Origin of the sequence: Pseudomonas izuensis, from assembly GCF_009861505.1 — a bacterium.
GTDB lineage: Bacteria > Pseudomonadota > Gammaproteobacteria > Pseudomonadales > Pseudomonadaceae > Aquipseudomonas > Aquipseudomonas izuensis.
Genome location: NZ_WTFT01000010.1, coordinates 1 through 21,353, shown reverse-complemented (window position 1 = coordinate 21,353; position 21,353 = coordinate 1). Strand labels below are relative to the sequence as shown.

The following is a 21,353-nucleotide window of genomic DNA, read 5'->3' as shown; positions in this document are numbered from 1 at the left end:
TTGCTCTCGGACCTGGCCATGGCTGAATCCGTCTGTTGGTTTACGGGGTTACAGGGGTCAGAAGCGGCATGTTCCATTGGCCGCTGGCGACTTCCGGTTTAGGCAGATACAGGCGCAGTACGCCGTAGAACGGCCCGTTGGGTGCCGGCAACCAGTTGCTTTGCAAATCCTTGGCCGGGGCCTTGCTCTGCAGGTAGAGGGTCAGGCCGCCGTCGGCGTCGAGCTTGAGGTCGGGCAGCATGGAGGAGTTGATCAGGTAGCGGTTGAGCGGGTTGGCCACCAGCAGTTTGTTCTTGGCGTTGTACATGGTCAGCGACCAGAACGCCTCGGCCGGGGGCAGGGCATCCTTGTCGAAATGCAGGGTGTAATCATGCTTCGAGGCGTCGAGAGGTTGACTGTCCTTGTCGACGAAGTAACCGATGTAATTCGCTTCCTCGGCCGAGTTGCCAAAGATGCCCATGTCGGCGCCGGCGTAGCGGTACAGGTAATTGCCCTTGAGATGATCGCGGGTGCCGAAAAAATCGCCGCTGGTGACTTCATGGGTATCAACCCTGGTTTTCTTGAACTCGGCGAATTCAGCCTTGGCGTCGCTGATGCCGTCTTCGAGGGCCTTGCGCTGATCGGCGCTCAGCTTGGTGAGGTTGAACGGTTTGCCGGCTTCGATACCGATGGTCTTGAAACGGGCGAGCAGATCCTTTTCCACGTCCTGGGCCGGTGCGAACGCCAGCATGAAATTCAGGTAGCGGAACAGATCCGGGGTGTCACTCATGTTCGGTTCGGGTTTGGGCCAGTCGATTTTCGCGGCGGCCGGTGGCGCCTTGTGCTTGTCGAAGTGGCTCAGGGTTTCGACCTTGTAGCCTTTCTGGATCTGCTTGACCTTGGCCAGGTCCTTGTCATCGAACAGTTGTGTGCGGTAAAGCGCATAGGCGATGTCGGTTTCACTGCGCAGCAGCCGGTCGATGTTCTGGGGTTGCTGACCTTGCCAGTGGGGACCTGCGATCATGAAATGACCGCCATTGTTGCCGGTGCTGCGGGTCCCCAGGTAAGCGAAGTTTTGCGTGTAGGCGTCGATCAATTGCACCGAGTAATAACGGTGTTCCTCGATGGGCGGCAACGTGAGGACCAGTGGCTGGGCACGCAGGTCCATCCAGACGAAGGAGTAAGGCGTGTCCGCGTTGGGCGTGACGAACGCCGTATCCCTGGCGGTGAAGGCCTTGGCGGTGTTGCCGATCTGGTTGAACGGCGCCTTGAAATTCGGGCCTTTCTTGTCCACGGCCTGTGCGTAGAGGGTTTTGTACATCTCCACCACGGGGAAGCCATAGAGGTAGGCCTCCTTGGCGATGCTCCGGGCTTCTTCCGGGGTGGCGGTGAAGTCGGCCCCCACGCCGCAACTGACAAACATGGTCATCAGGCCGAAGCCAGCGGTGCGAACTGCGATGTGCATGGCGGTGTCCTTATTTTCCAAAGGTGACGTTGAGGCCAGCGAACAGCGTGAATTTCGGCAAGCCTTTGCCTTTGTGGTCGACAGTCCATTGCGGCTCGATAAAGGCATTGAGGATATTAGGCCCGTCTTTCCAGACTTTGCCGCCACCCAAACCGAGTGGGATGTAGTGGGTGTCGTTTTTCAGGTCATAGGTCCAGGTGCCGGTTGATCGCACGTACCAGCCGTGGTCCAGGTTGTGAATGATGAAAGGTTGCAACGTGGCGGTTTCGACCTGTTCGCGGTCGCTGTCGCCAGCGAACGAACGCTGGTATTGCACCAGTGCGCCCAGCAGCCCGCGAGGCGAGGTGTCTATGGCCACGGCGGCGAATCCGGCCTGCCACTTGCCCGTGCCGAGTTCGTCCTTGTCGGCAAACGGCACAGTGATCTGCGGGCCGATGCCCAGCTGCACGCCTTCGGTCTTGAGCAGGAAAATATCGAACAGGTTCAGATCACCTTCACCGGTGCTGTAGCCGCCGTTGGGATCGGGGCGAGTGCTGATCGGCGCGGTGGCGCGCAGCAGCTGCGGCACACCGATGAAGTCATTCGGCGCAATCGGCAGCGTGGCGCGCACAAACAGGTCGTTGGAATGGATATTGGAGTTGTGGTACTTCGGGGTGTAGTAATCCTGCAGATTCATCCCCGGATCGAAATTCAGCGGGTTGTTGCTCTTGTTGGCGGTCTCGGCGTTGTCCGCACAGGCACTGATGAAAGGCGCGAATGAAGTCGCCAGAAGACAGGCGTGCATCCCCATTTTGTTCAACATGATTCCCCGATTCCCTGGTGGCTCATTTTGGACAACTCGGCACTTGGCGGCCGTTACGACGTAATCTCTTTGCTTTCAAGGCTGTAGGACACGTCTCTTGAAGCTAGCAGCTAACGAGGGGTTAGCCAGTCGAAGGGGTTAATTCTTTGGTTTTTGTATGTACTGAAAAGTTAATACCGATCATTGGGTTGGATGCGATATCTGCTGTGCACTCGAATGTGATATCGCCTGATGTAAAGCAATCGCGAGCAAGCCCGCTCCCACACTGAGTCTTCAGCGAACACACAACCTGTGTACGACGGTGATCAAAATGTGGGAGCAGGCTTGCTCCGGGCGGCGTTCCGACGAAGAACGATGACACGGTGATGCTGACTGCATGCATCGCCAGCCCCATTCATTCGATACTCAACACTTCTTGCCAAACGCCCGCTCTTCCTGCTCCCGCAGTTCCGGTGTGAGCTCCGCGCCAAAGTCCGATAACTCGAACACCTGGCGAATCTCGATCTCAGGCTCAGTGCCCGGCATCGGGTTCGGGCAGCGTTTGACCCATTCGATGGCTTCTTCCTTCGATTTCACCTGCCACAACCAATAGCCGGCGATCAGCTCCTTGGTTTCGGCGAACGGCCCGTCGATCACCGTGCGCTTGTCGCCGGAGAAGCGCACACGGGCGCCTTTGCTGCTGGGTTGCAGGCCTTCGCCGGCGAGGAGGATGCCGGCCTTGGCCAGTTCTTCGTTGTAGTTGCCCATGGCGGTCAGCAGTTCGGTGCTGGGCATGATGCCGGCTTCGGAGTCCTGGCTGGCTTTGATGATGATCATGAAGCGCATGGTGTTTTCTCCATTGGATTTGAATGACTCACTTATAGTCGAATGATCAGCGGCTGAATCGACAATGCAGTCATGGAAAGTCGTAACAAATTACGTGATACCCCCAAAAACCCTGTAGGAGCCGGCTTGCTGGCGAATGCCGCAACGCGGTCCGACTGACACACCGCCTTCGCTGGTAAGCCAGCTCCTACATCGGGTGGTAGTCTGTGAGCCCCTTGGCCAATGGAATGCCATCATTCATGCCCGTTCTGGAACTCACCACGCTTATTCCCCATCGCACGCCCAGGGAAGTCCTCGAATTCTGTCTGGAGGGCGTGAACTTCCCGAAGATCTTCCCCGAACGCATCACACCGCTGGGCGATGTCGACCTGAATGATCTGCGCATCGAAGCCGGCCGCCGGTTCCGCTTTCGGCACTGGATGTTCAACTTCATTCCTTCGAATTGGACGGTGGTGATCCGCGAGGTCGGCGATGTTCATTTCGTGGATGAAATGCTCAAGGGGCCGATGCGTGCCTTTCGTCATGAACACCGGGTGGCTGCGGGAGAGGGGGGTACGCTGTATACCGATCGGGTGACGTATTCGGCGATTGGCGGTGCGTTGAGCGAGGCACTGCTGGTGAATGGCTATATGCGGCGGATTTTCGCGGCGCGGCATCGCAATATGTTGCGGTTACTCAGATAACACCACCATTCCTGTGGGAGCGGGCTTGCCCGCGATTGCAATCTGTCAGTCACTGATAGGTTGAAACTGCCGCCCTCATCGGGGCCAAGCCCGCTCCCACAGGGATTTGTGTCGGATTTGCAGATGTGTATATCCGGTATAGGTCGCCGATCAATTTCGTGGTTAACTTCGGCCTCTTCAAAATTCTCCACAACAACGTACAGAAGGACTCCGTTCATGGCTCAAGTCACTCTTAAAGGCAACCCGGTTCAAGTCAACGGTCAACTGCCTCAAGCCGGTTCCAAGGCGCCAGCCTTTTCCCTGGTCGCCGGCAATCTGTCCGACGTTACCCTGAAGGACTTCGCCGGCAAGCGCAAAGTACTGAACATCTTCCCAAGCATCGACACCCCGACCTGTGCCACTTCGGTGCGCAAATTCAACGCCCAGGCCAATGACATCGCCAACACCGTGGTGCTGTGCATCTCCGCTGACCTGCCGTTCGCCCAGGCTCGCTTCTGCGGTGCCGAAGGCCTGGAAAACGTACAGAACCTGTCGACCCTGCGCGGTGCCGAGTTCATCCAGAATTATGGCGTTGCCATTGCTGACGGCCCGCTCAAAGGCCTGACCGCCCGTGCCGTGGTTGTTCTGGATGAGAACGACAATGTGCTGCACAGCGAGCTGGTCAAGGAAATCGCTGACGAGCCGAACTACGAAGCTGCACTCGCTGTCCTGAAATAAGTAGAGTTTTACAATTGTTAACGGCCTGGCCCTGTCCAGGCCGTTTTCATTTGTGTTTCAGTATCTTGGATAAATCTCCTGTTACGTAAGCCAAAGGTAAATTGCCGGTAAAGGCGCTTTGCTTAAACCCCGCCAGTGCTTATCGTTCTGTCTTATGTAAAAGAAGCCCTCGCGCCCAATGGTTGATCACTCAATGCAATCCTCCGCTTCCCGTAGTCCCCGTCGCTGGCTGTTTGGCCTGCTTGTCCTGTTGGTCATCGCTGCCTTGTGCTGGAAATTCTGGCCCGGTGGTGCTGCGCCGAAAGAAGGCGCGCAGCCCAAGGCCGTGGCCGGGCACACTGGCAGGTCAGGCGCGATGCGTCCGGGGTTCGGCGGTGCAACGGGGCCGGTTCCAGTGCGGGTAGCGCCGGCGGTCAAGGGTGATTTCCCGCTGTACTACAAAGCGCTGGGCACGGTCACTGCGTTGAATACCATCAATGTGCGCAGCCGCGTCGGCGGTGAACTGGTGAAGATCTATTTCGAAGAAGGGCAGATGGTCAAGGCCGGTGATCTGCTGGCTGAAATCGACCCGCGTCCGTACCAGAACGCCTTGCTCCAGGCTGAAGGCACCTTGCTGCAAAATCAGGCGCAGTTGAAGAACGCCCAGGTGGATGTAGAGCGATATACCGGGCTCTACAAAGAAGACAGCATCGCCAAACAGACCCTGGACACCGCCATCGCGCTGGTCGGCCAATTCCAGGGCACGGTCAAGACCAATCAGGCGGCGGTCAACGATGCCAAGCTCAATCTCGAATTCACCAAGATCCGTGCGCCGATTGCCGGGCGCGTCGGCCTGCGCCAGCTCGACGTCGGCAACCTGGTCGCGGCCAACGACACCACGGCGCTGGCGATCATCACCCAGACCCAGCCGATCAGCGTGGCCTTCACCTTGCCGGAAAGCAGCCTCGACACGGTGCTCGCGCGTTATCGCAGTGGCGCCAAATTGCCTGCCGAGGCCTGGGATCGTGGTGACACCAAGCTGCAAGCCACTGGCGTGTTGCAGAGCCTGGACAACCAGATCGACGTCACCACCGGCACCCTGAAATTCAAGGCGCGCTACGACAACCGCGACCAGTCGCTGTTCCCCAACCAGTTCGTCAACGTGCGCCTGCTGGCCGACACCCTCAGGGACGTGGTCCTCGCACCGTCCGCCGCCATCCAGTTCGGCACCAACGGCACGTTCGTCTATGCCCTGGACGGCGACAAGAAGGTCAAGATTCGCCAGCTGAAAATCGGCGCCAGCGATGGCATCAACACGGTGGTCACTGAAGGCCTTGCTGCCGGTGATCGCGTGGTGCTGGAAGGCACTGACCGCCTGAAAGACGGCAGTGATGTGGAAGTGGTCAACAACCCTCAGGACGTGCCGACAAACCCCGCCGGGCATCTGCAAGGCAAATCGGCGGCCAATTCCACTGAGCCGGCGCCTGCCGACAAGGCGAAAAAGGGCGGCGCATGAATCTCTCGCGGCTGTTCATCCTTCGCCCGGTGGCGACCACCCTGAGCATGCTGGCCATTATCCTGGCCGGCGTGATCGCCTATCGCTTGCTGCCGGTATCGGCATTGCCTCAAGTCGATTACCCGACCATTCGGGTCATGACGCTGTATCCCGGCGCCAGCCCGGACGTCATGACCAGTGCCGTGACCGCACCGCTCGAGCGGCAGTTCGGCCAGATGCCCGGCCTGACCCAGATGGCTTCCACCAGTTCCGGCGGTGCCTCGGTGCTGACCTTGCGTTTCAGCCTCGACATCAACATGGATGTCGCCGAGCAGCAGGTGCAGGCCGCGATCAACGCCGCGACCAACCTGTTGCCCAAGGACCTGCCGGCGCCACCGGTATACAACAAGGTCAACCCGGCCGATACGCCGGTGCTGACGCTGGCCATCACCTCCAAGACCATGCTGTTGCCCAAGCTCAACGATCTGGTCGACACACGCATGGCGCAGAAAATCGCCCAGATCAGCGGCGTCGGCATGGTCAGCATTGCCGGCGGCCAGCGCCAGGCGGTGCGGATCAAGGTCAACCCTGAGGCTCTGGCGGCCAACGGCCTGAACCTGTCGGACGTGCGGACCCTGATCGGTGCATCCAACGTCAACCAGCCCAAGGGCAACTTCGACGGCCCGACCCGGGTCTCGATGCTCGACGCAAACGATCAACTGACTTCTCCTGCGGACTACGCCAACCTGATCCTGGCCTACGCCAATGGCGCACCGCTGCGGCTCAAGGATGTCGCCGAGATCGTCGATGGCGCCGAAAACGAGCGACTGGCGGCCTGGGCCAATGAAAATCAGGCGGTGCTGCTGAACATCCAGCGCCAGCCGGGTGCCAACGTCATCGAAGTGGTGGACCGGATCAAGGCCTTGCTGCCGAGCATCACCGACAACCTGCCGGCCGGACTCGACGTCGTCGTACTGACTGACCGCACCCAGACCATCCGCGCCTCGGTCAAGGACGTGCAGCATGAATTGCTGATCGCCATCGCCCTGGTGGTGATGGTGACGTTCCTGTTCCTGCGTCGGGCCAGTGCCACGATCATTCCGTCGGTGGCCGTGCCGTTGTCGCTGATCGGTACTTTCGGCGTGATGTACCTCGCCGGTTTCTCGGTCAACAACCTGACCCTGATGGCCCTGACCATCGCCACCGGTTTCGTGGTGGACGATGCCATCGTGATGCTGGAGAACATTTCCCGGTTTATTGAAGAGGGCGACAGCCCGCTGAATGCAGCGCTCAAAGGCGCCAAGCAGATCGGGTTCACCCTGATCTCCCTGACGTTGTCTTTGATTGCGGTACTGATCCCGCTGCTGTTCATGGCGGACGTGGTCGGGCGGTTGTTCCGTGAATTTGCCATCACTCTGGCGGTGGCGATCCTGATTTCCCTGGTCGTCTCCCTGACCCTGACACCGATGATGTGCGCGCGGCTGCTCAAGCGCGAACCGAAGGAAGACGAACAGGGACGTTTCTACCGCGCCAGCGGTGCGGCCATTGACTGGATGATTGCCGCTTACGGGCGCAAATTGCAGTGGGTACTCAAGCACCAGCCGCTGACCTTGATGGTGGCCATTGGCACTTTGGCGCTGACGGTATTCCTGTACATGGTGGTGCCCAAGGGCTTCTTTCCGGTGCAGGACACCGGGGTAATCCAGGGTATTTCCGAAGCGCCACAGTCGATTTCCTTCGCCGCCATGAGCGAGCGCCAGCAAGAACTCGCCAAGGTGATTCTGGCCGACCCTGCCGTCGAGAGCCTGTCCTCCTACATTGGCGTGGATGGCGACAACTCGACCCTCAACAGCGGTCGGTTGCTGATCAACCTCAAGTCGCACCACGACCGCGACCTGAGCGCAATGCAAGTGATTGCCCGCCTGCAACCGGAACTGGACAAGCTGGTCGGCATTCGCCTGTTCATGCAGCCGGTGCAGGACCTGACCATCGAGGACCGGGTCAGCCGCACGCAGTACCAGTTCAGCATGTCGTCGCCGGATTCGGAACTGTTGAGCCTGTGGAGCGGGCGTCTGGTCGAAGCCCTGGCGGACCGCCCGGAACTGACCGACGTTGCCAGCGACTTGCAGGACAAGGGCTTGCAGGTCTATCTGGTGATCGACCGCGATGCCGCATCCCGGGTCGGGGTGTCGGTGTCGAACATCACCGATGCGCTGTATGACGCCTTTGGCCAGCGGCAGATCTCCACCATCTACACCCAGGCCAGCCAGTACCGCGTGGTGCTGCAATCACAGTCTGGCGAGAAGATCGGCCCGCAGGCACTGGACCAGATTCACGTCAAGACCACCGATGGCGGGCAGGTGCGGTTGTCCAGCCTGGCGCATATCGAAGAGCGCCAGGCGCAACTGGCGATTACCCACATCGGCCAGTTCCCGGCGGTGATGATGTCCTTCAACCTGGCGCCCGGCGTTGCGCTGGGGCATGCGGTGCAGATCATCGAACAGGTGCAGAAGGACATCGGCATGCCGATTGGCGTGCAGACCCAGTTCCAGGGGGCGGCGCAGGCCTTCCAGGCCTCGCTGTCGAGCACCTTGCTGCTGATTCTGGCGGCGGTGGTGACCATGTACATCGTGCTGGGCGTGCTATACGAGAGCTACATTCACCCGATCACCATTCTGTCCACCTTGCCCTCGGCGGCGGTCGGCGCCTTGCTGGCGCTGATTCTCAGCGGCAATGACCTGGGGATGATCGCGATCATCGGCATCATCCTGCTGATCGGTATCGTGAAGAAGAACGCGATCATGATGATCGACTTCGCCCTCGACGCTGAGCGCAATCAGGGCATGGACCCGCAAACGGCGATCTATCAGGCCGCTTTGCTGCGCTTCCGGCCGATCCTGATGACCACCCTGGCCGCATTGTTTGGTGCGGTGCCGCTGATGCTCGCCACCGGTTCCGGGGCGGAACTGCGCCAGCCGTTGGGTCTGGTGATGGTCGGCGGCTTGCTGGTCAGCCAGATTCTGACGCTGTTCACCACGCCCGTGATCTACCTGTATTTCGACCGTCTGGGACGGCGTTTCGGCAAGTCCAAGGCCGAAGAGGTGGCGGTGTGAAAGTGTTGAACCGTACACACTGTGGGAGCGGGCATGCTCGCGATTGCGGTGGATCAGTCTGCATCCATGTCGGATGTGCAGGCCCCATCGCGAGCAGGCTCGCTCCTACAGGGATTGATGCAGGGAGGAAGGGGCGATGAACCTTTCCGGTCCTTTCATCAAGCGCCCGGTGGCAACCATGCTGCTGAGCCTGGCGATCATGCTGCTCGGAGGGGTGAGCTTCGGCCTGCTGCCGGTGTCGCCACTGCCGCAAATGGACTTCCCGGTGATCGTGGTCCAGGCCAGTCTGCCCGGTGCGAGTCCCGAAGTGATGGCCTCCACGGTGGCGACACCGCTGGAACGTTCATTCGGCGCCATCGCCGGGGTCAACACCATGAGCAGCCGCTCCAGCCAGGGCTCGACCCGGGTGATCCTGCAGTTCGACCTGGACCGCGACATCAATGGCGCGGCGCGGGAAGTGCAGGCGGCGATCAATGCCTCGCGCAACCTGCTGCCCAGCGGGATGCGCAGCATGCCGACCTACAAGAAGGTCAACCCGTCCCAGGCGCCGATCATGGTGCTGTCGCTGACATCGGATGTGCTGGAAAAAGGCCAGCTCTATGACCTGGCCTCGACCATCCTGTCCCAGAGCTTGTCGCAAGTGCAGGGCGTGGGTGAAGTGCAGATCGGCGGCAGCTCATTGCCGGCGGTGCGCATTGAGCTCGAACCCCAGGCGCTCAACCAGTACGGCGTGGCGCTGGACGATGTGCGCAATACCATCGCCAATGCCAACGTGCGCCGGCCCAAGGGCTCGGTGGAAGATGGCCAGCGGCTGTGGCAGGTGCAGGCCAACGATCAACTGGAAAAGGCCAAGGATTACGAGTCGCTGATCATTCACTACGCGGATGGCGCAGCCCTGCGCCTGAAGGATGTGGCCAAGGTCAGCGATGGCGTCGAGGACCGTTACAACAGCGGCTTTTTCAACGACGATTCGGCGGTGCTGTTGGTGATCAACCGGCAGGCCGGCGCCAACATCATCGAGACGGTCAACGAGATCAAGGCCCAGTTGCCGGCGTTGCAGGCGGTGCTGCCGGCCAGCGTCAAATTGAACCTGGCCATGGACCGTTCGCCGGTGATCAAGGCGACGCTGCATGAAGCGGAAATGACCCTGCTGATCGCCGTGGCCCTGGTGATCCTGGTGGTGTTCCTGTTCCTCGGTAATTTCCGCGCCTCGTTGATCCCGACCCTGGCGGTGCCGGTGTCGCTGGTGGGCACCTTTGCGGTGATGTACCTCTACGGCTTTTCGCTGAACAACCTGTCGCTGATGGCGTTGATCCTCGCCACCGGGCTGGTGGTGGATGACGCCATCGTGGTGCTGGAGAACATCTCCCGGCACATCGACGAAGGCATCAAGCCGATGAAGGCGGCCTATCTCGGTGCCCAGGAGGTGGGTTTCACCTTGCTGTCGATGAACGTGTCGCTGGTGGCGGTCTTTCTGTCGATCCTGTTCATGGGCGGGATCATCGAAAGTCTGTTCCGCGAGTTCTCCATTACCCTCGCGGCGGCCATCGTGGTGTCGCTGGTGGTGTCGCTGACACTGACCCCGATGCTCTGCGCCCGCTGGCTCACGCCGCACACGCCAGGCGAGGAAAACCGCCTGCAACGCTGGAGTCAGCGCGCCAACGAGTGGATGGTCGGAAAATATGCGACCAGCCTCGACTGGGTGCTACGCCATCGGCGGCTGACCTTGTTGAGCCTGATCGTGACTGTCGGCGTGAATATTGCGCTGTATGTCGTTGTTCCCAAAACATTTTTACCGCAGCAGGATACCGGGCAACTGATCGGCTTCGTGCGCGGCGACGACGGCCTGTCGTTCAGCGTGATGCAGCCGAAAATGGAAACCTTCCGCCGCGCCGTGCTCAAGGATGACGCGGTGGAAAGCGTTGCCGGCTTCATCGGTGGCACCAACGGCACCAATAACGCTTTCATGTTGGTGCGTCTCAAGCCGATCAAGGAACGCAATATTTCCGCGCAAAAGGTCATCGAACGCCTGCGCAAGGAAATGCCCAAGGTCGCGGGTGCGCAGCTGATGCTGATGGCCGATCAGGACCTGCAATTTGGCGGCGGTCGCGAGCAGACCACGTCGCAGTATTCCTACATCCTGCAAAGCGCCGATCTTGGCGAGCTGCGCGAGTGGTATCCGAAAGTCGTCGTTGCGCTGAGGGCCTTGCCGGAGCTGACGGCCATTGATGCCCGTGAAGGCCGCGGCGCCCAACAAGTCACGTTGATTGTCGATCGTGACCAGGCCAAGCGCCTGGGGGTGGACATGAACATGGTCACGGCAGTGCTGAACAACGCCTACAGCCAGCGGCAGATTTCGACCATTTACGACAGCCTCAACCAGTATCAGGTGGTGATGGAGGTCAATCCGAAATACGCCCAGGACCCGATCACCCTCAAGCAGGTTCAGGTGATTACCGCCACGGGCGCGCGGATTCCGCTGTCGACCATCGCTCACTACGAAAACAGCCTGGAAGACGATCGGGTAAGCCACGAAGGCCAGTTCGCCTCCGAAAGTATCTCCTTCGACATGGCCGAAGGCGTCACGGTGGAGCAGGGCACGGCCGCCATCGAGCGAGCGATTGCCAAACTCGGGATGCCCGAAGACGTCATCGTGAAAATGGCCGGCACCGCCGATGCCTTCGCCGCGACCCAGAAAAGCCAGCCATGGATGATTCTGGGGGCGTTGGTGGCGGTCTATCTGGTGCTCGGCGTGCTCTATGAAAGTTACATTCATCCGCTGACCATTCTCTCGACCTTGCCGTCGGCGGGGGTCGGCGCGTTGCTGTCGATTTACGTCCTGGGTGGCGAGTTCAGCCTGATTTCGTTACTGGGATTGTTCCTGCTGATCGGCGTGGTGAAGAAGAACGCCATCCTGATGATCGACCTGGCCTTGCAGCTTGAACGCCAGCAAGGCATGGCACCGCTGGAATCGATCCGCAACGCCTGCCTGCAACGGTTGCGGCCGATCCTGATGACCACCCTGGCGGCGATCCTCGGTGCCTTGCCGCTGCTGCTGAGCCGCGCCGAAGGGGCGGAAATGCGCCAGCCGCTGGGCCTGACCATCATTGGCGGGCTGATCTTCAGCCAGGTGCTGACCCTTTACACCACCCCGGTGGTTTACCTCTATCTCGACAAACTGCGCCATCGCTTCAACCACTGGCGTGGGGTGCGTACCGATGCTGCTCTGGAAACTCCGCTATGACTGACCGTTCGCTGTTCAACCTGGCTACACCGCTGGCCGCATCGTTGATTAAGGCCCGAGGTTCGCGGTTGCTGAGCCTGTCGCTGTGCGCGGCGATGCTCAGTGCCTGCGCCATCGGCCCGGACTATCAGCGCCCGCAAACCGCGGAGCCGGCGCAGTACAAGGAAGCGGCCGGCTGGCGCCAGGCCAATCCGAGCGATTCCCTGGCCCGCGGTGCCTGGTGGGAGCTGTACGGCGATCGGCAACTCAATGACCTGATCGAAAAGCTCAACAGCTCCAACCAGACGGTTGCCCAGACCGAGGCGCAATACCGCCAGGCCCAGGCCTTGGTCAAGAGCGCCCGGGGCGCGTTTTTCCCGACGGTGGACCTGACCGCCGGAAAAACCCGTTCCGGTAAGGGCACCGGCAGCAGCAGTTCAAGCCTGAGCAGTTCTTCGAGCGGCATCCGCAACACCTACACGGCGCAGGCTGGCGTGAGTTGGGAGGCTGATGTCTGGGGCAAATTGCGCCGAGGCCTCGAAGCCGACACGGCTAATGCGGAGGCCAGCTACGCCGATCTCGCGGCGATACGTCTGAGCCAGCAGTCGGAGCTGGTGCAGAACTACCTGCAATTGCGGGTCATCGATGAGCAGAAGCGGTTGCTGGAAGCGACTGTCGAGGCCTACCAGCGTTCGCTGAAAATGACCGAAAACCAGTACCGCGCCGGCGTTTCCGGCAAGGATGCCGTGGCTCAGGCGCAGACTCAGCTCAAGAGCACCGAGGCGGACCTGGTCGATCTGATCTGGCAACGCGCCCAGTTCGAAAACGCCATCGCCGTGCTGATCGGTCTGGCGCCGGCCGAGTTCAAACTGGCTGAAACCGACGAAATCCCGCCGCTGCCGGAGGTGCCGCTGAGCCTGCCTTCGCAACTGCTGGAACGGCGCCCGGACATTGCCTCGGCGGAGCGTTCGGTGATCGCCGCCAATGCCAACATCGGCGTGGCCAAGGCCGCCTATTACCCGGACCTGACCCTGAGTCTGAACGGCGGTTACAGCAGCAGTACCTCGAAGGACCTGTTCAGCTTGCCCAACCGCTTCTGGTCGGTGGGCCCGCAACTGGCCATGACCGTGTTCGACGGCGGACAGCGTTCGGCGGAGGTTGACCGCAGCGAAGCGGCCTATGACGAAACCGTCGCCAAATACCGCCAGACTGTGCTCGACGGTTTCCGTGAAGTGGAAAACTTTCTGGTGCAGCTCAAGGTGCTGGAGAACGAAGCTGTCGTGAGACAACAGGCACTGGATGCGGCCCGTGAATCGTTGCGCCTGACCCAGAACCAGTACAAGGCCGGGGTGATTGCCTATCTGGATGTAGTGGTGGTTCAAGCGGCGGCATTGAACAACGAGCGCAGTGCGCTGGATCTGTTGCAGAGCCGATTGATCGCCAGCGTGCAGTTGATTGCGGCGCTGGGTGGCGGCTGGGACGGCCACCTCGAACACGAAAGCGACTGACCCCGACCCCGTAGGAGCAAAGCTTGCTCGCGATAGCGGTATAACAGTCAGCATCAATGTTGAATGTCAGTCCGTCATCGCGAGCAAGCTTTGCTCCCACTGGAGTCAGGTGCCGAGATAGAGCGTTTACGGTCAATCAAACAAGCGTTTCATCGGCCTGATGGCTAAATGATTACTTTTTCAGTGCGTTCAATGGCGGAATCAGTACAATCGCCCGATTTGCCCCACCGAGAAAGGAAGCAGTACGGGGGGCGGTGGCGAGACGTCTTATGCTCATCGGTAGTTATTCCCCCACGCTGGTAATCATCTCGCTGTGTGTAGCGATACTCGCTTCATACACCGCGCTCGACCTGACCGGGCGCATTGCCACCGCCAAGGGGCGTGCCGTGCATCTATGGACGGCGGGCGGTGCTTTCGCCATGGGCGTCGGCGTATGGTCGATGCATTTTATCGGCATGCTCGCATTCAAACTGCCGATCGACCTTGGCTACGACGTCGCCCTTACGCTGCTGTCGCTGTTGATCGGTATCCTGTCCTGCGGCTTCGCCCTGTGGCTGGTCAGCCAGCCGCAATTGCCGGCCTTGCAGCTGGCGTTCGGGGCACTGGCCATGGGCGCGGGAATCAGTGCCATGCACTACACCGGCATGGCAGCCATGCGCATGCAACCCGGTATCGATTACGACCCCACGCTCTTCAGCGCTTCGTTGCTCATAGCGGTGGGCGCGTCCGGCGCGGCGTTGTGGATCGCGTTCCATCTGCGCCAGCACACGCCCCATGTACGGCTGATCCGCGGCGGCGCGGCGGTGATCATGGGCATTGCCATCGTCGGCATGCACTACACCGGCATGGCGGCGGCACGCTTTCCCGATGGCAGTTTTTGTGGTGCGGCCAGCAATGGTCTGAACGGCAATGGCCTGGACAACCTGGTGTTGATCACCACCCTGGCCGTGCTGAGCATCGCCTTGCTGACCTCAATCCTCGATGCGCGACTCGAAGCCCGCACCGCCAGCCTGGCCTTGTCACTGACCGAAGCCAACCGCGAATTGACCCAACTGGCCTTGCACGACACGCTGACCGGCCTGCCCAATCGCGTGTTGCTGGCCGACCGCATCGATCAGGCGATGTCCAGAGTGGACGCCGAGGGCGGTTGTTTTGCGTTGATGTTCATCGATCTGGATGGCTTCAAGCCGGTCAATGATGCGTTCGGGCACCATATGGGCGATCAGCTGTTGCGCGAAGTCAGCCTGCGTCTGCGCGAGGAACTGCGCAGCCAGGACACCCTGGCGCGTATCGGCGGCGATGAGTTCGTGCTGCTGGTGCAACTGAGCGAGCAGAATGACGCGATGAACCTGGCGGCGCGGCAGGTCGGGTTGATTGCGCGTTCGTTCCGCGTCGCCGAACACGATTTGCAAATCTCCGCCAGTGTCGGCATTGCGCTCTACCCTGGAAACGGCCAGACCGCCCATGAACTGCTGATGAACGCCGACGCCGCGATGTATCACGCCAAGGGCGGGGGAAAGAACGGCTACAGCTTCTTCGATGCCTCGATGAATGGTAACGCACGCAAGCAGCTGCAATTGTTGCAAGACCTGCGCAACGCCGTTGAACAACAGCAGTTCAGCCTGTATTACCAGCCCAAGTTTGACGCCAACAACGGTCAACCCGTCGGCGCCGAAGCCTTGTTGCGCTGGGAACACCCGACCCAGGGCATGCTGCTGCCGGACAAGTTCATTGAGCTGGCGGAAAAGTCCGGGCTGATCATTCCCATCGGTGACTGGGTGCTCAACGAAGCCTGCCGGCAGATGCGCGAATGGTACGTGCTGGGCTACACCGACTGGCGGATCGCGGTGAACCTTTCGGCGTTGCAGTTCTGCCATGTCGGTCTGGTGCAGAGCGTCGCCAAGGCGCTGGCCACGCACAAGTTGCCGGCCAACAGCCTGACCCTGGAAATCACCGAGACCACCGCCATGAGCGATGCCGATGCCAGCATGACGGTGCTGCAGGAGCTGTCGGAAATGGGCGTCGACCTGTCTATCGATGACTTCGGTACCGGCTATTCGAGCCTGATGTACCTCAAGCGCCTGCCGGCCAACGAACTGAAAATCGACCGTGGCTTCGTGCGTGACCTGGAGCGTGATAGCGATGACGCCGCCATCGTTTCTGCCATTGTCGCCCTGGGCCAGGCGCTTGGCCTGCGGATCGTCGCCGAAGGTGTGGAAACCGATGTCCAGCAGGACTTCCTGACCCAGCTCGGTTGCAACTCGTTGCAGGGCTACCTGCTCGGGCATCCGTTGCCGGCTGACCGTTTCATGGTGGAAATACACCGTTCGGAGCAGTTGGCGCTCGCGTGATCGACCGCGTTATCGTTCATCACTGTAGGAGCGAGCTTGCTCGCGAAAAACCCGAGGGCGCCGCTGGGCATCTGGTTTTACGCATTATCGTTCACGTCCATCGCGAGCGAGCTCGCTCCTACAGGGAAGGCGTCGGCAAAGTCACCACCGCTTCATGCAAAAACCGCAAAGCCCGGTTATCCTTCCCCCCGACCGCTTACGCTTGAAACGGGGAAAGCCTGCATGGAAAAAGTCATCGTCATCACCGGCGGCAGTCGCGGCATCGGTGCCGCCACAGCCCTGTTGGCCGCAGAACTTGGTTATCGGATCTGCATCAACTACCAGTCTGATGAAGAGGCGGCGCAACGCGTGCTGGAACAAGTCCGCGCCCTGGGTGCGCAAGCCATTGCAGTGCGCGCCGATGTCAGCATCGAAGACGAGGTGGTCGCGCTGTTCAACCGGGTGGACACCGAACTGGGCCGGGTCACGGCGCTGGTGAACAACGCCGGCACCGTGGGGCACAAGTCCCGGGTCGACGAAATGTCCGAATTCCGCATTCTGAAAATCCTCAAGACCAACGTGCTGGCGCCGGTACTCTGCGCCAAGCACGCGATCCTGCGCATGTCGCCCAAGCACGGCGGGCAGGGTGGCAGCATCGTCAACGTGTCCTCGGTCGCCGCGCGCCTGGGTTCGCCTAATGAGTATGTCGACTACGCCGCCTCCAAGGGCGCGCTCGACACCTTCACCATTGGCTTGTCCAAGGAAGTGGCGGGCGAGGGGATTCGCGTCAATGCGGTGCGTCCGGGTTACATCTACACCGACTTCCATGCGCTGAGCGGCGATCCGGATCGGGTCAGCAAGCTGGAGTCGGCAATCCCGATGGCCCGTGGCGGGCGACCGGATGAAGTGGCCGAGGCGATTGTGTGGTTGTTGTCGGACAAGGCGTCCTATGCGACCGGGACTTTTGTTGATTTGGGTGGTGGGCGTTAGGTTTCAGAATTTGCATTGCCTGAACCGACGCCATCGCGAGCAGGCTCACTCCTACAGGTGACCGCGGATCCCTGTAGGAGTGAGCCTGCTCGCGATAGCGGTATTCCGAACAACATCAAATCATCAGAACGACCGCACAATCCGCCCCAATGTCTCCATCGCCTTTTCCGACACTTCGTTCCACGGGCTGCCGTAGTTCAACCGGATGCAATTCCTGAAGCGCCGGGTCGGCGAGAAAATCGGCCCGGGCGCGATGCTGATACCTTGCGCCAGCGCCATCTGGAACAACTTCAACGAATCCATCTGTGCCGGCAACTCCAGCCACAGGAAGTAACCGCCGGCCGGTTGGCTGACGCGGGTGTCCGCCGGGAAATAACGGGCAATGGCCGACAGCATGGCACTTTGCTGTTCTTCCAGGGCATAGCGCAGTTTGCGCAGATGCCGATCATAGCCGCCGTGTTGCAGGTAATCGGCGATGGCGGCCTGGGCCGGCATGGACGCGCACAGCGACGTCATAAGCTTCAAGCGTTCGATTTTCTGCGCATAGCGCCCGGCGGCGACCCAGCCGACGCGGTAGCCGGGGGCCAGGCTCTTGGCGAAAGAGCCGCAGTGCATCACCAGCCCTTCGGTATCGAACGCCTTGGCCGGCTTCGGCGCCTGCTGACCGTAATAGAGTTCGGCGTAGACATCGTCCTCGATCAGCGGCACCTGATGACGGCGCAACAGCTCGACAAGCTCCTGCTTCTTGGCCTCGGGCATGATCGCACCCATGGGGTTCTGGAAGCTGGTCATGCACCAGCAGGCCTTGATCGGATGGCGTTCAAGGGTTTGCGCCAGGACGCCGAGGTCGATGCCGTCACGGGGGTGCACCGGGATTTCCACGGCCTTGAGTTTCAGCCGCTCCAGAATTTGCAGGCAGGCGTAGAACGCCGGGGCTTCGATGGCTACCAGGTCGCCGGGTTGGGTCACGGCTTGCAAACACAGGTTCAGTGCTTCCAGGGCGCCGTTGGTGATCAGCAATTCTTCCATTGGCAGCATGAGCCCGCCGACCATGTAGCGCAGGGCGATTTGCCGGCGCAGTTGCGGGTTGCCCGGCGACATGTCGGTGACCACCATGCGCGGGTCCATTTCGCGGCTAGCGCTGGCCAGCGAGCGCGACAGCCGTTGCAGCGGAAACAGGGTAGGGCTGGGGAATGCCGAGCCGAAGGGCACGGTGTTCGGGTCCTTGATCGAGTCGAGGACGGAGAACACCAGTTCGCTGACGTCGACCTCGGTCGATTCATTGACCTGGCTGCTGATCACCGGCTCGGAAAACGGCCGTGGTGCATGGGCGTTGACGAAGTAGCCGGAGCGCGGGCGGGCGCGGATCAGGCCACGGCGTTCAAGCAGGTAATAGGCCTGGAACACCGTGGACGGGCTGACCCCATAGGTCTGGCTGGCGTAGCGCACCGACGGCACGCGCTGGCCGGGGCCGAGGACGCCGGAGCGGATCAGTTCAGCGATGTCGTCGGCGAATTTTTCGTAGCGTTTCATCGAGTGCCCAAGTTGAATTTACTCTGGAAGTACCGGGTGGCTTCATCGCGGGCAAGTCGGAACGCCGCCCGCTTGCTCACACAGGTTCGAGGCGCACTTGTGGGAGCAAAGCTTGCTCGCGATTGAGCGCGAAGCGCTCGCCATCTTAATGGCTTAACGATTCATCGGCGCAACAAACCGGCTCTTCGCGATGCTGAAAACACTGGCCTCATCGCTGTCGACGATCTTGAAGCTGATGCCCTGTGAGCTACTGGCTGGCCGATCCGTGGTCATCGCCACCGACACCGGCACATCGACAATCTCGCCCGGCGCCAGGCTCAACTCGGTCCTGCCTTGCAACTGGAAGCCGTCGCCGTCGACCAGGGTCAGGCGGTAGTCCTGGCGTTGCTGGGTTTTGTTGATGACCTTCAAGCTGTAGATGTTTTCGATCTGTCCCTGACTGTTCTCGCGGAACAGGCCACGGTCCTTGCTCACGTCCAGCGACACCATCGGCCGTTCCATCAGCGCGACCACCAACGCGGCGATCATCACCAGCAGCACGGCGGTGTAGCCGATCAGGCGTGGCCGCAACAGGTGCGTCTTGCCGCCCTGCAACTGATGCTCCGAGGTGTAGCTGATCAACCCGCGCTCGTAGCCCATCTTGTCCATGATCGAATCACAGGCGTCGATACACGCCGCACAACCGATGCATTCCATCTGCAGGCCGTCGCGGATGTCGATACCGGTGGGGCAGACCTGCACGCACAACTGGCAGTCGATGCAATCACCCAGCCCGGCCTCGGCCGGTTTGACCTCGCGTTTGCGCGGGCCACGGTTTTCGCCCCGCGCTACATCGTAGGAAATGGTCAGGGTGTCCTTGTCGAACATCACGCTCTGGAACCGTGCATAGGGGCACATGTGCATGCACACCGCTTCGCGCAGCCAGCCGGCGTTGATGTAGGTGGCGCCGGTGAAGAACAGCACCCAGAACAGGCTGATGCCGCTCATCTGCAAGGTCAGCAGCTCTTGGGCCAGTGGGCGGATCGGCGTGAAGTAACCGACGAAGGTCAGGCCGGTCAGCAGGCTGATCGCCAGCCACAAGGTGTGCTTGGCCGAGCGGCGCATCAACTTGTTCAGGCCCCAGGGGGCGGCTTGCAACTTGATGCGCTGGTTGCGTTCGCCTTCGGTGATTTTCTCGCACCACATGAAGATCCAGGTCCAGGAACTCTGCGGGCAGGTGTAGCCGCACCACACGCGTCCCGCGAACACGGTGATCGCAAACAGACCGAAGGCGGCAATGATCAGCAATGCTGAGAGCAGGATGAAATCCTGCGGCCAGAAGGTCGCGCCAAAGATGTGGAATTTGCTTTCGGAGAGGTCCCAGAGCACCGCCTGGCGGCCACCCCAGTTCAACCATACGGTGCCGAAGAACAGCAGGAACAGGAAACCGGCGCCGCTCATACGCAGGGTACGAAACAGGCCGGTGAAGCTGCGGGTGTGGATCAGGTTGTCGCTGGTTTTGACCTTCATCTTCTTCGGGCGTGAAGGTTCAAAGGTTTCTACGGTTCGGACGGGGATTCTCTCGCTCATGGTCTTTCGCTCATCAGCCTCCATCAGGCATGAGCACTATGAGCGCCGATCTGATTGCATAACAGACTCAGGTATTGCAATAAAAACCGGATCAGATGGTTGTAGCAGCCCGGCATGCGACAAGTTGAAGCACCTGTCGCGGCGGGACGCAAATGCCTATCTCAGGCGCTTGCGGGCGTTGTTGATCCGGATCAGTCAAATCACCGAATCACTGCTCGTGGCCTTCAAATGCCGGCGACCGTCCACCGCGCCTGCTACGGTCAATGCGTCCGCTTCTGCTTCGGTGATGTAGATGCGCTGGCCGTTAAGGTCTACCGCTGACATGGCCTTGGCCTCGTCAGTGATGATGGTCACATCGGGGCACAGGCGAATTTCCTCGCCATTTTCGGTGATAAAGAAGCATGTCTGGTTCTCGATGCGTACGGACATGACGTGAGCCTTTTTTGCGACGGGATAAACATTAGGCGGGCAGCACTGGCCATCGTTCTGTGCAACCGATTAATGGTCGGCGCGGTCCATCCTCCATGGCCCTTCACAAGGACAGCACCATGAACGCCTGGTGGCATGAAGTCTGGGAGACCCTGCAAGCCGAATTCGCCGACATCGGCGATGCCTCGCAACTGACCCGTATCACCGTGCGCCTGCTGATGGCGGCGGTGCTGGGCGGCATTCTCGGTTTCGAACGCGAACACCAGGGCAAGGCAGCAGGGGTTCGTACCCACATGCTGGTCGCGCTGGGTGCAGCGCTGTTTGTGCTGGTACCACAAATGTCCGGCTCCCAGGCCGATGCCATGAGCCGGGTGGTGCAGGGCGTGATCGCCGGGATCGGTTTTCTCGGGGCCGGCACCATACTGAAAAACCACGAGGGCGACGAAGGCCACGTCAAAGGCCTGACCACCGCCGCCGGCCTGTGGATGACCGCCGCCATCGGCGTTTCGGCCGGGTTGGGCAGGGAGGCGACGGCGGTGTTCAGCACGTTTCTGGCGTTGGCGATTTTCAGCGTCATGCCAAAAATCGTAAAAATGCTCGAAAAAGACCACGACCCCTCGTAGGAGCTGGCTTGCCAGCGAAAAACCTTCGGACAACGCGGTCATTCAGACTGGGCGCGTTATCGTTGACGTCCATCGCGGGCAAGCCATGCT

At 60.6% G+C, this 21,353-nt stretch carries 15 protein-coding genes; 9 read left to right on the top strand and 6 right to left on the bottom strand.

The genetic code is table 11. From position 1 onward, the window contains the following. Window positions 1–40: 40 nt before the first annotated feature. The 3 genes from GPL81_RS10290 to GPL81_RS10280 form a co-directional block, all read right to left on the bottom strand. The gene (locus GPL81_RS10290; RefSeq protein WP_160106644.1) at window positions 41–1,444 is read right to left on the bottom strand and encodes a DUF1254 domain-containing protein; all 1,404 of its coding nucleotides are present in this window, start codon (window positions 1,442–1,444) and stop codon (window positions 41–43) included. Between the two features lie 10 nt (window positions 1,445–1,454). Beyond that, window positions 1,455–2,246 (bottom strand): hypothetical protein, encoded by a 792-nt coding sequence (locus tag GPL81_RS10285; protein ID WP_160106643.1) that lies wholly within the window; start codon window positions 2,244–2,246, stop codon window positions 1,455–1,457. A 405-nt stretch (window positions 2,247–2,651) separates the two neighbouring features. Next, window positions 2,652–3,071, bottom strand: coding sequence for a YciI family protein (locus GPL81_RS10280; RefSeq protein WP_160106642.1), 420 nt, complete (start codon window positions 3,069–3,071; stop codon window positions 2,652–2,654). A 239-nt stretch (window positions 3,072–3,310) separates the two neighbouring features. On the opposite strand from GPL81_RS10280, the gene GPL81_RS10275 reads away from it, so the two are divergent. The 8 genes from GPL81_RS10275 to GPL81_RS10240 all read left to right on the top strand — a co-directional run bounded on the left by GPL81_RS10275 (window position 3,311) and on the right by GPL81_RS10240 (window position 17,109). Then, window positions 3,311–3,754, top strand: coding sequence for an SRPBCC family protein (locus tag GPL81_RS10275; RefSeq protein WP_160106641.1), 444 nt, complete (start codon window positions 3,311–3,313; stop codon window positions 3,752–3,754). A 216-nt stretch (window positions 3,755–3,970) separates the two neighbouring features. Continuing rightward, on the top strand, window positions 3,971–4,471 hold the full coding sequence (gene tpx / locus GPL81_RS10270) for a thiol peroxidase (RefSeq protein WP_160106640.1): 501 nt from the start codon (window positions 3,971–3,973) through the stop codon (window positions 4,469–4,471). Window positions 4,472–4,649: 178 nt separating this feature from the next. Next, complete coding sequence (locus GPL81_RS10265) at window positions 4,650–5,966, top strand: MdtA/MuxA family multidrug efflux RND transporter periplasmic adaptor subunit (protein ID WP_160106639.1); 1,317 nt, start codon at window positions 4,650–4,652, stop codon at window positions 5,964–5,966. Then, window positions 5,963–9,058, top strand: coding sequence for an MdtB/MuxB family multidrug efflux RND transporter permease subunit (locus tag GPL81_RS10260; protein ID WP_160106638.1), 3,096 nt, complete (start codon window positions 5,963–5,965; stop codon window positions 9,056–9,058). The genes GPL81_RS10265 and GPL81_RS10260 overlap by 4 nt, the downstream gene beginning before the upstream one ends. A 136-nt stretch (window positions 9,059–9,194) precedes the next feature. Further along, window positions 9,195–12,302, top strand: a complete 3,108-nt coding sequence (locus tag GPL81_RS10255; RefSeq protein WP_160106637.1) for an efflux RND transporter permease subunit — start codon at window positions 9,195–9,197, stop codon at window positions 12,300–12,302. Then, window positions 12,299–13,789: an efflux transporter outer membrane subunit gene (locus GPL81_RS10250; RefSeq protein WP_160106636.1), complete on the top strand. Its 1,491-nt coding sequence runs from the start codon at window positions 12,299–12,301 to the stop codon at window positions 13,787–13,789. Before GPL81_RS10255 ends, GPL81_RS10250 begins: the two co-directional genes overlap by 4 nt. A 269-nt stretch (window positions 13,790–14,058) precedes the next feature. After that, window positions 14,059–16,140, top strand: a complete 2,082-nt coding sequence (locus GPL81_RS10245) for a putative bifunctional diguanylate cyclase/phosphodiesterase (RefSeq protein ID WP_160106635.1) — start codon at window positions 14,059–14,061, stop codon at window positions 16,138–16,140. Between the two features lie 222 nt (window positions 16,141–16,362). Next, window positions 16,363–17,109 carry an SDR family oxidoreductase gene (locus tag GPL81_RS10240; protein WP_160106634.1) on the top strand — a complete coding sequence of 249 codons (747 nt, stop codon included), beginning with the start codon at window positions 16,363–16,365 and terminating at the stop codon, window positions 17,107–17,109. Window positions 17,110–17,232: 123 nt separating this feature from the next. Here GPL81_RS10240 and mapR read toward each other — a convergent pair whose 3' ends face one another. The 3 genes from mapR to GPL81_RS10225 form a co-directional block, all read right to left on the bottom strand. Next, window positions 17,233–18,642, bottom strand: a complete 1,410-nt coding sequence (gene mapR, locus GPL81_RS10235; RefSeq protein WP_160106633.1) for a GntR family transcriptional regulator MpaR — start codon at window positions 18,640–18,642, stop codon at window positions 17,233–17,235. A gap of 153 nt (window positions 18,643–18,795) precedes the next feature. Continuing rightward, window positions 18,796–20,211 (bottom strand): cytochrome c oxidase accessory protein CcoG, encoded by a 1,416-nt coding sequence (ccoG, locus tag GPL81_RS10230; protein ID WP_160106632.1) that lies wholly within the window; start codon window positions 20,209–20,211, stop codon window positions 18,796–18,798. 195 nt (window positions 20,212–20,406) lie between these two features. Further along, entirely contained in the window at window positions 20,407–20,640 is a 234-nt protein-coding gene (locus GPL81_RS10225; RefSeq protein ID WP_160106631.1) for a DUF3203 family protein, read from the bottom strand. Window positions 20,641–20,759: 119 nt separating this feature from the next. Between GPL81_RS10225 and GPL81_RS10220 the strand changes: the two genes are divergently transcribed. Beyond that, window positions 20,760–21,263, top strand: coding sequence for an MgtC/SapB family protein (locus GPL81_RS10220; protein ID WP_096511153.1), 504 nt, complete (start codon window positions 20,760–20,762; stop codon window positions 21,261–21,263). The last annotated feature ends 90 nt before the right edge of the window (window positions 21,264–21,353 follow it).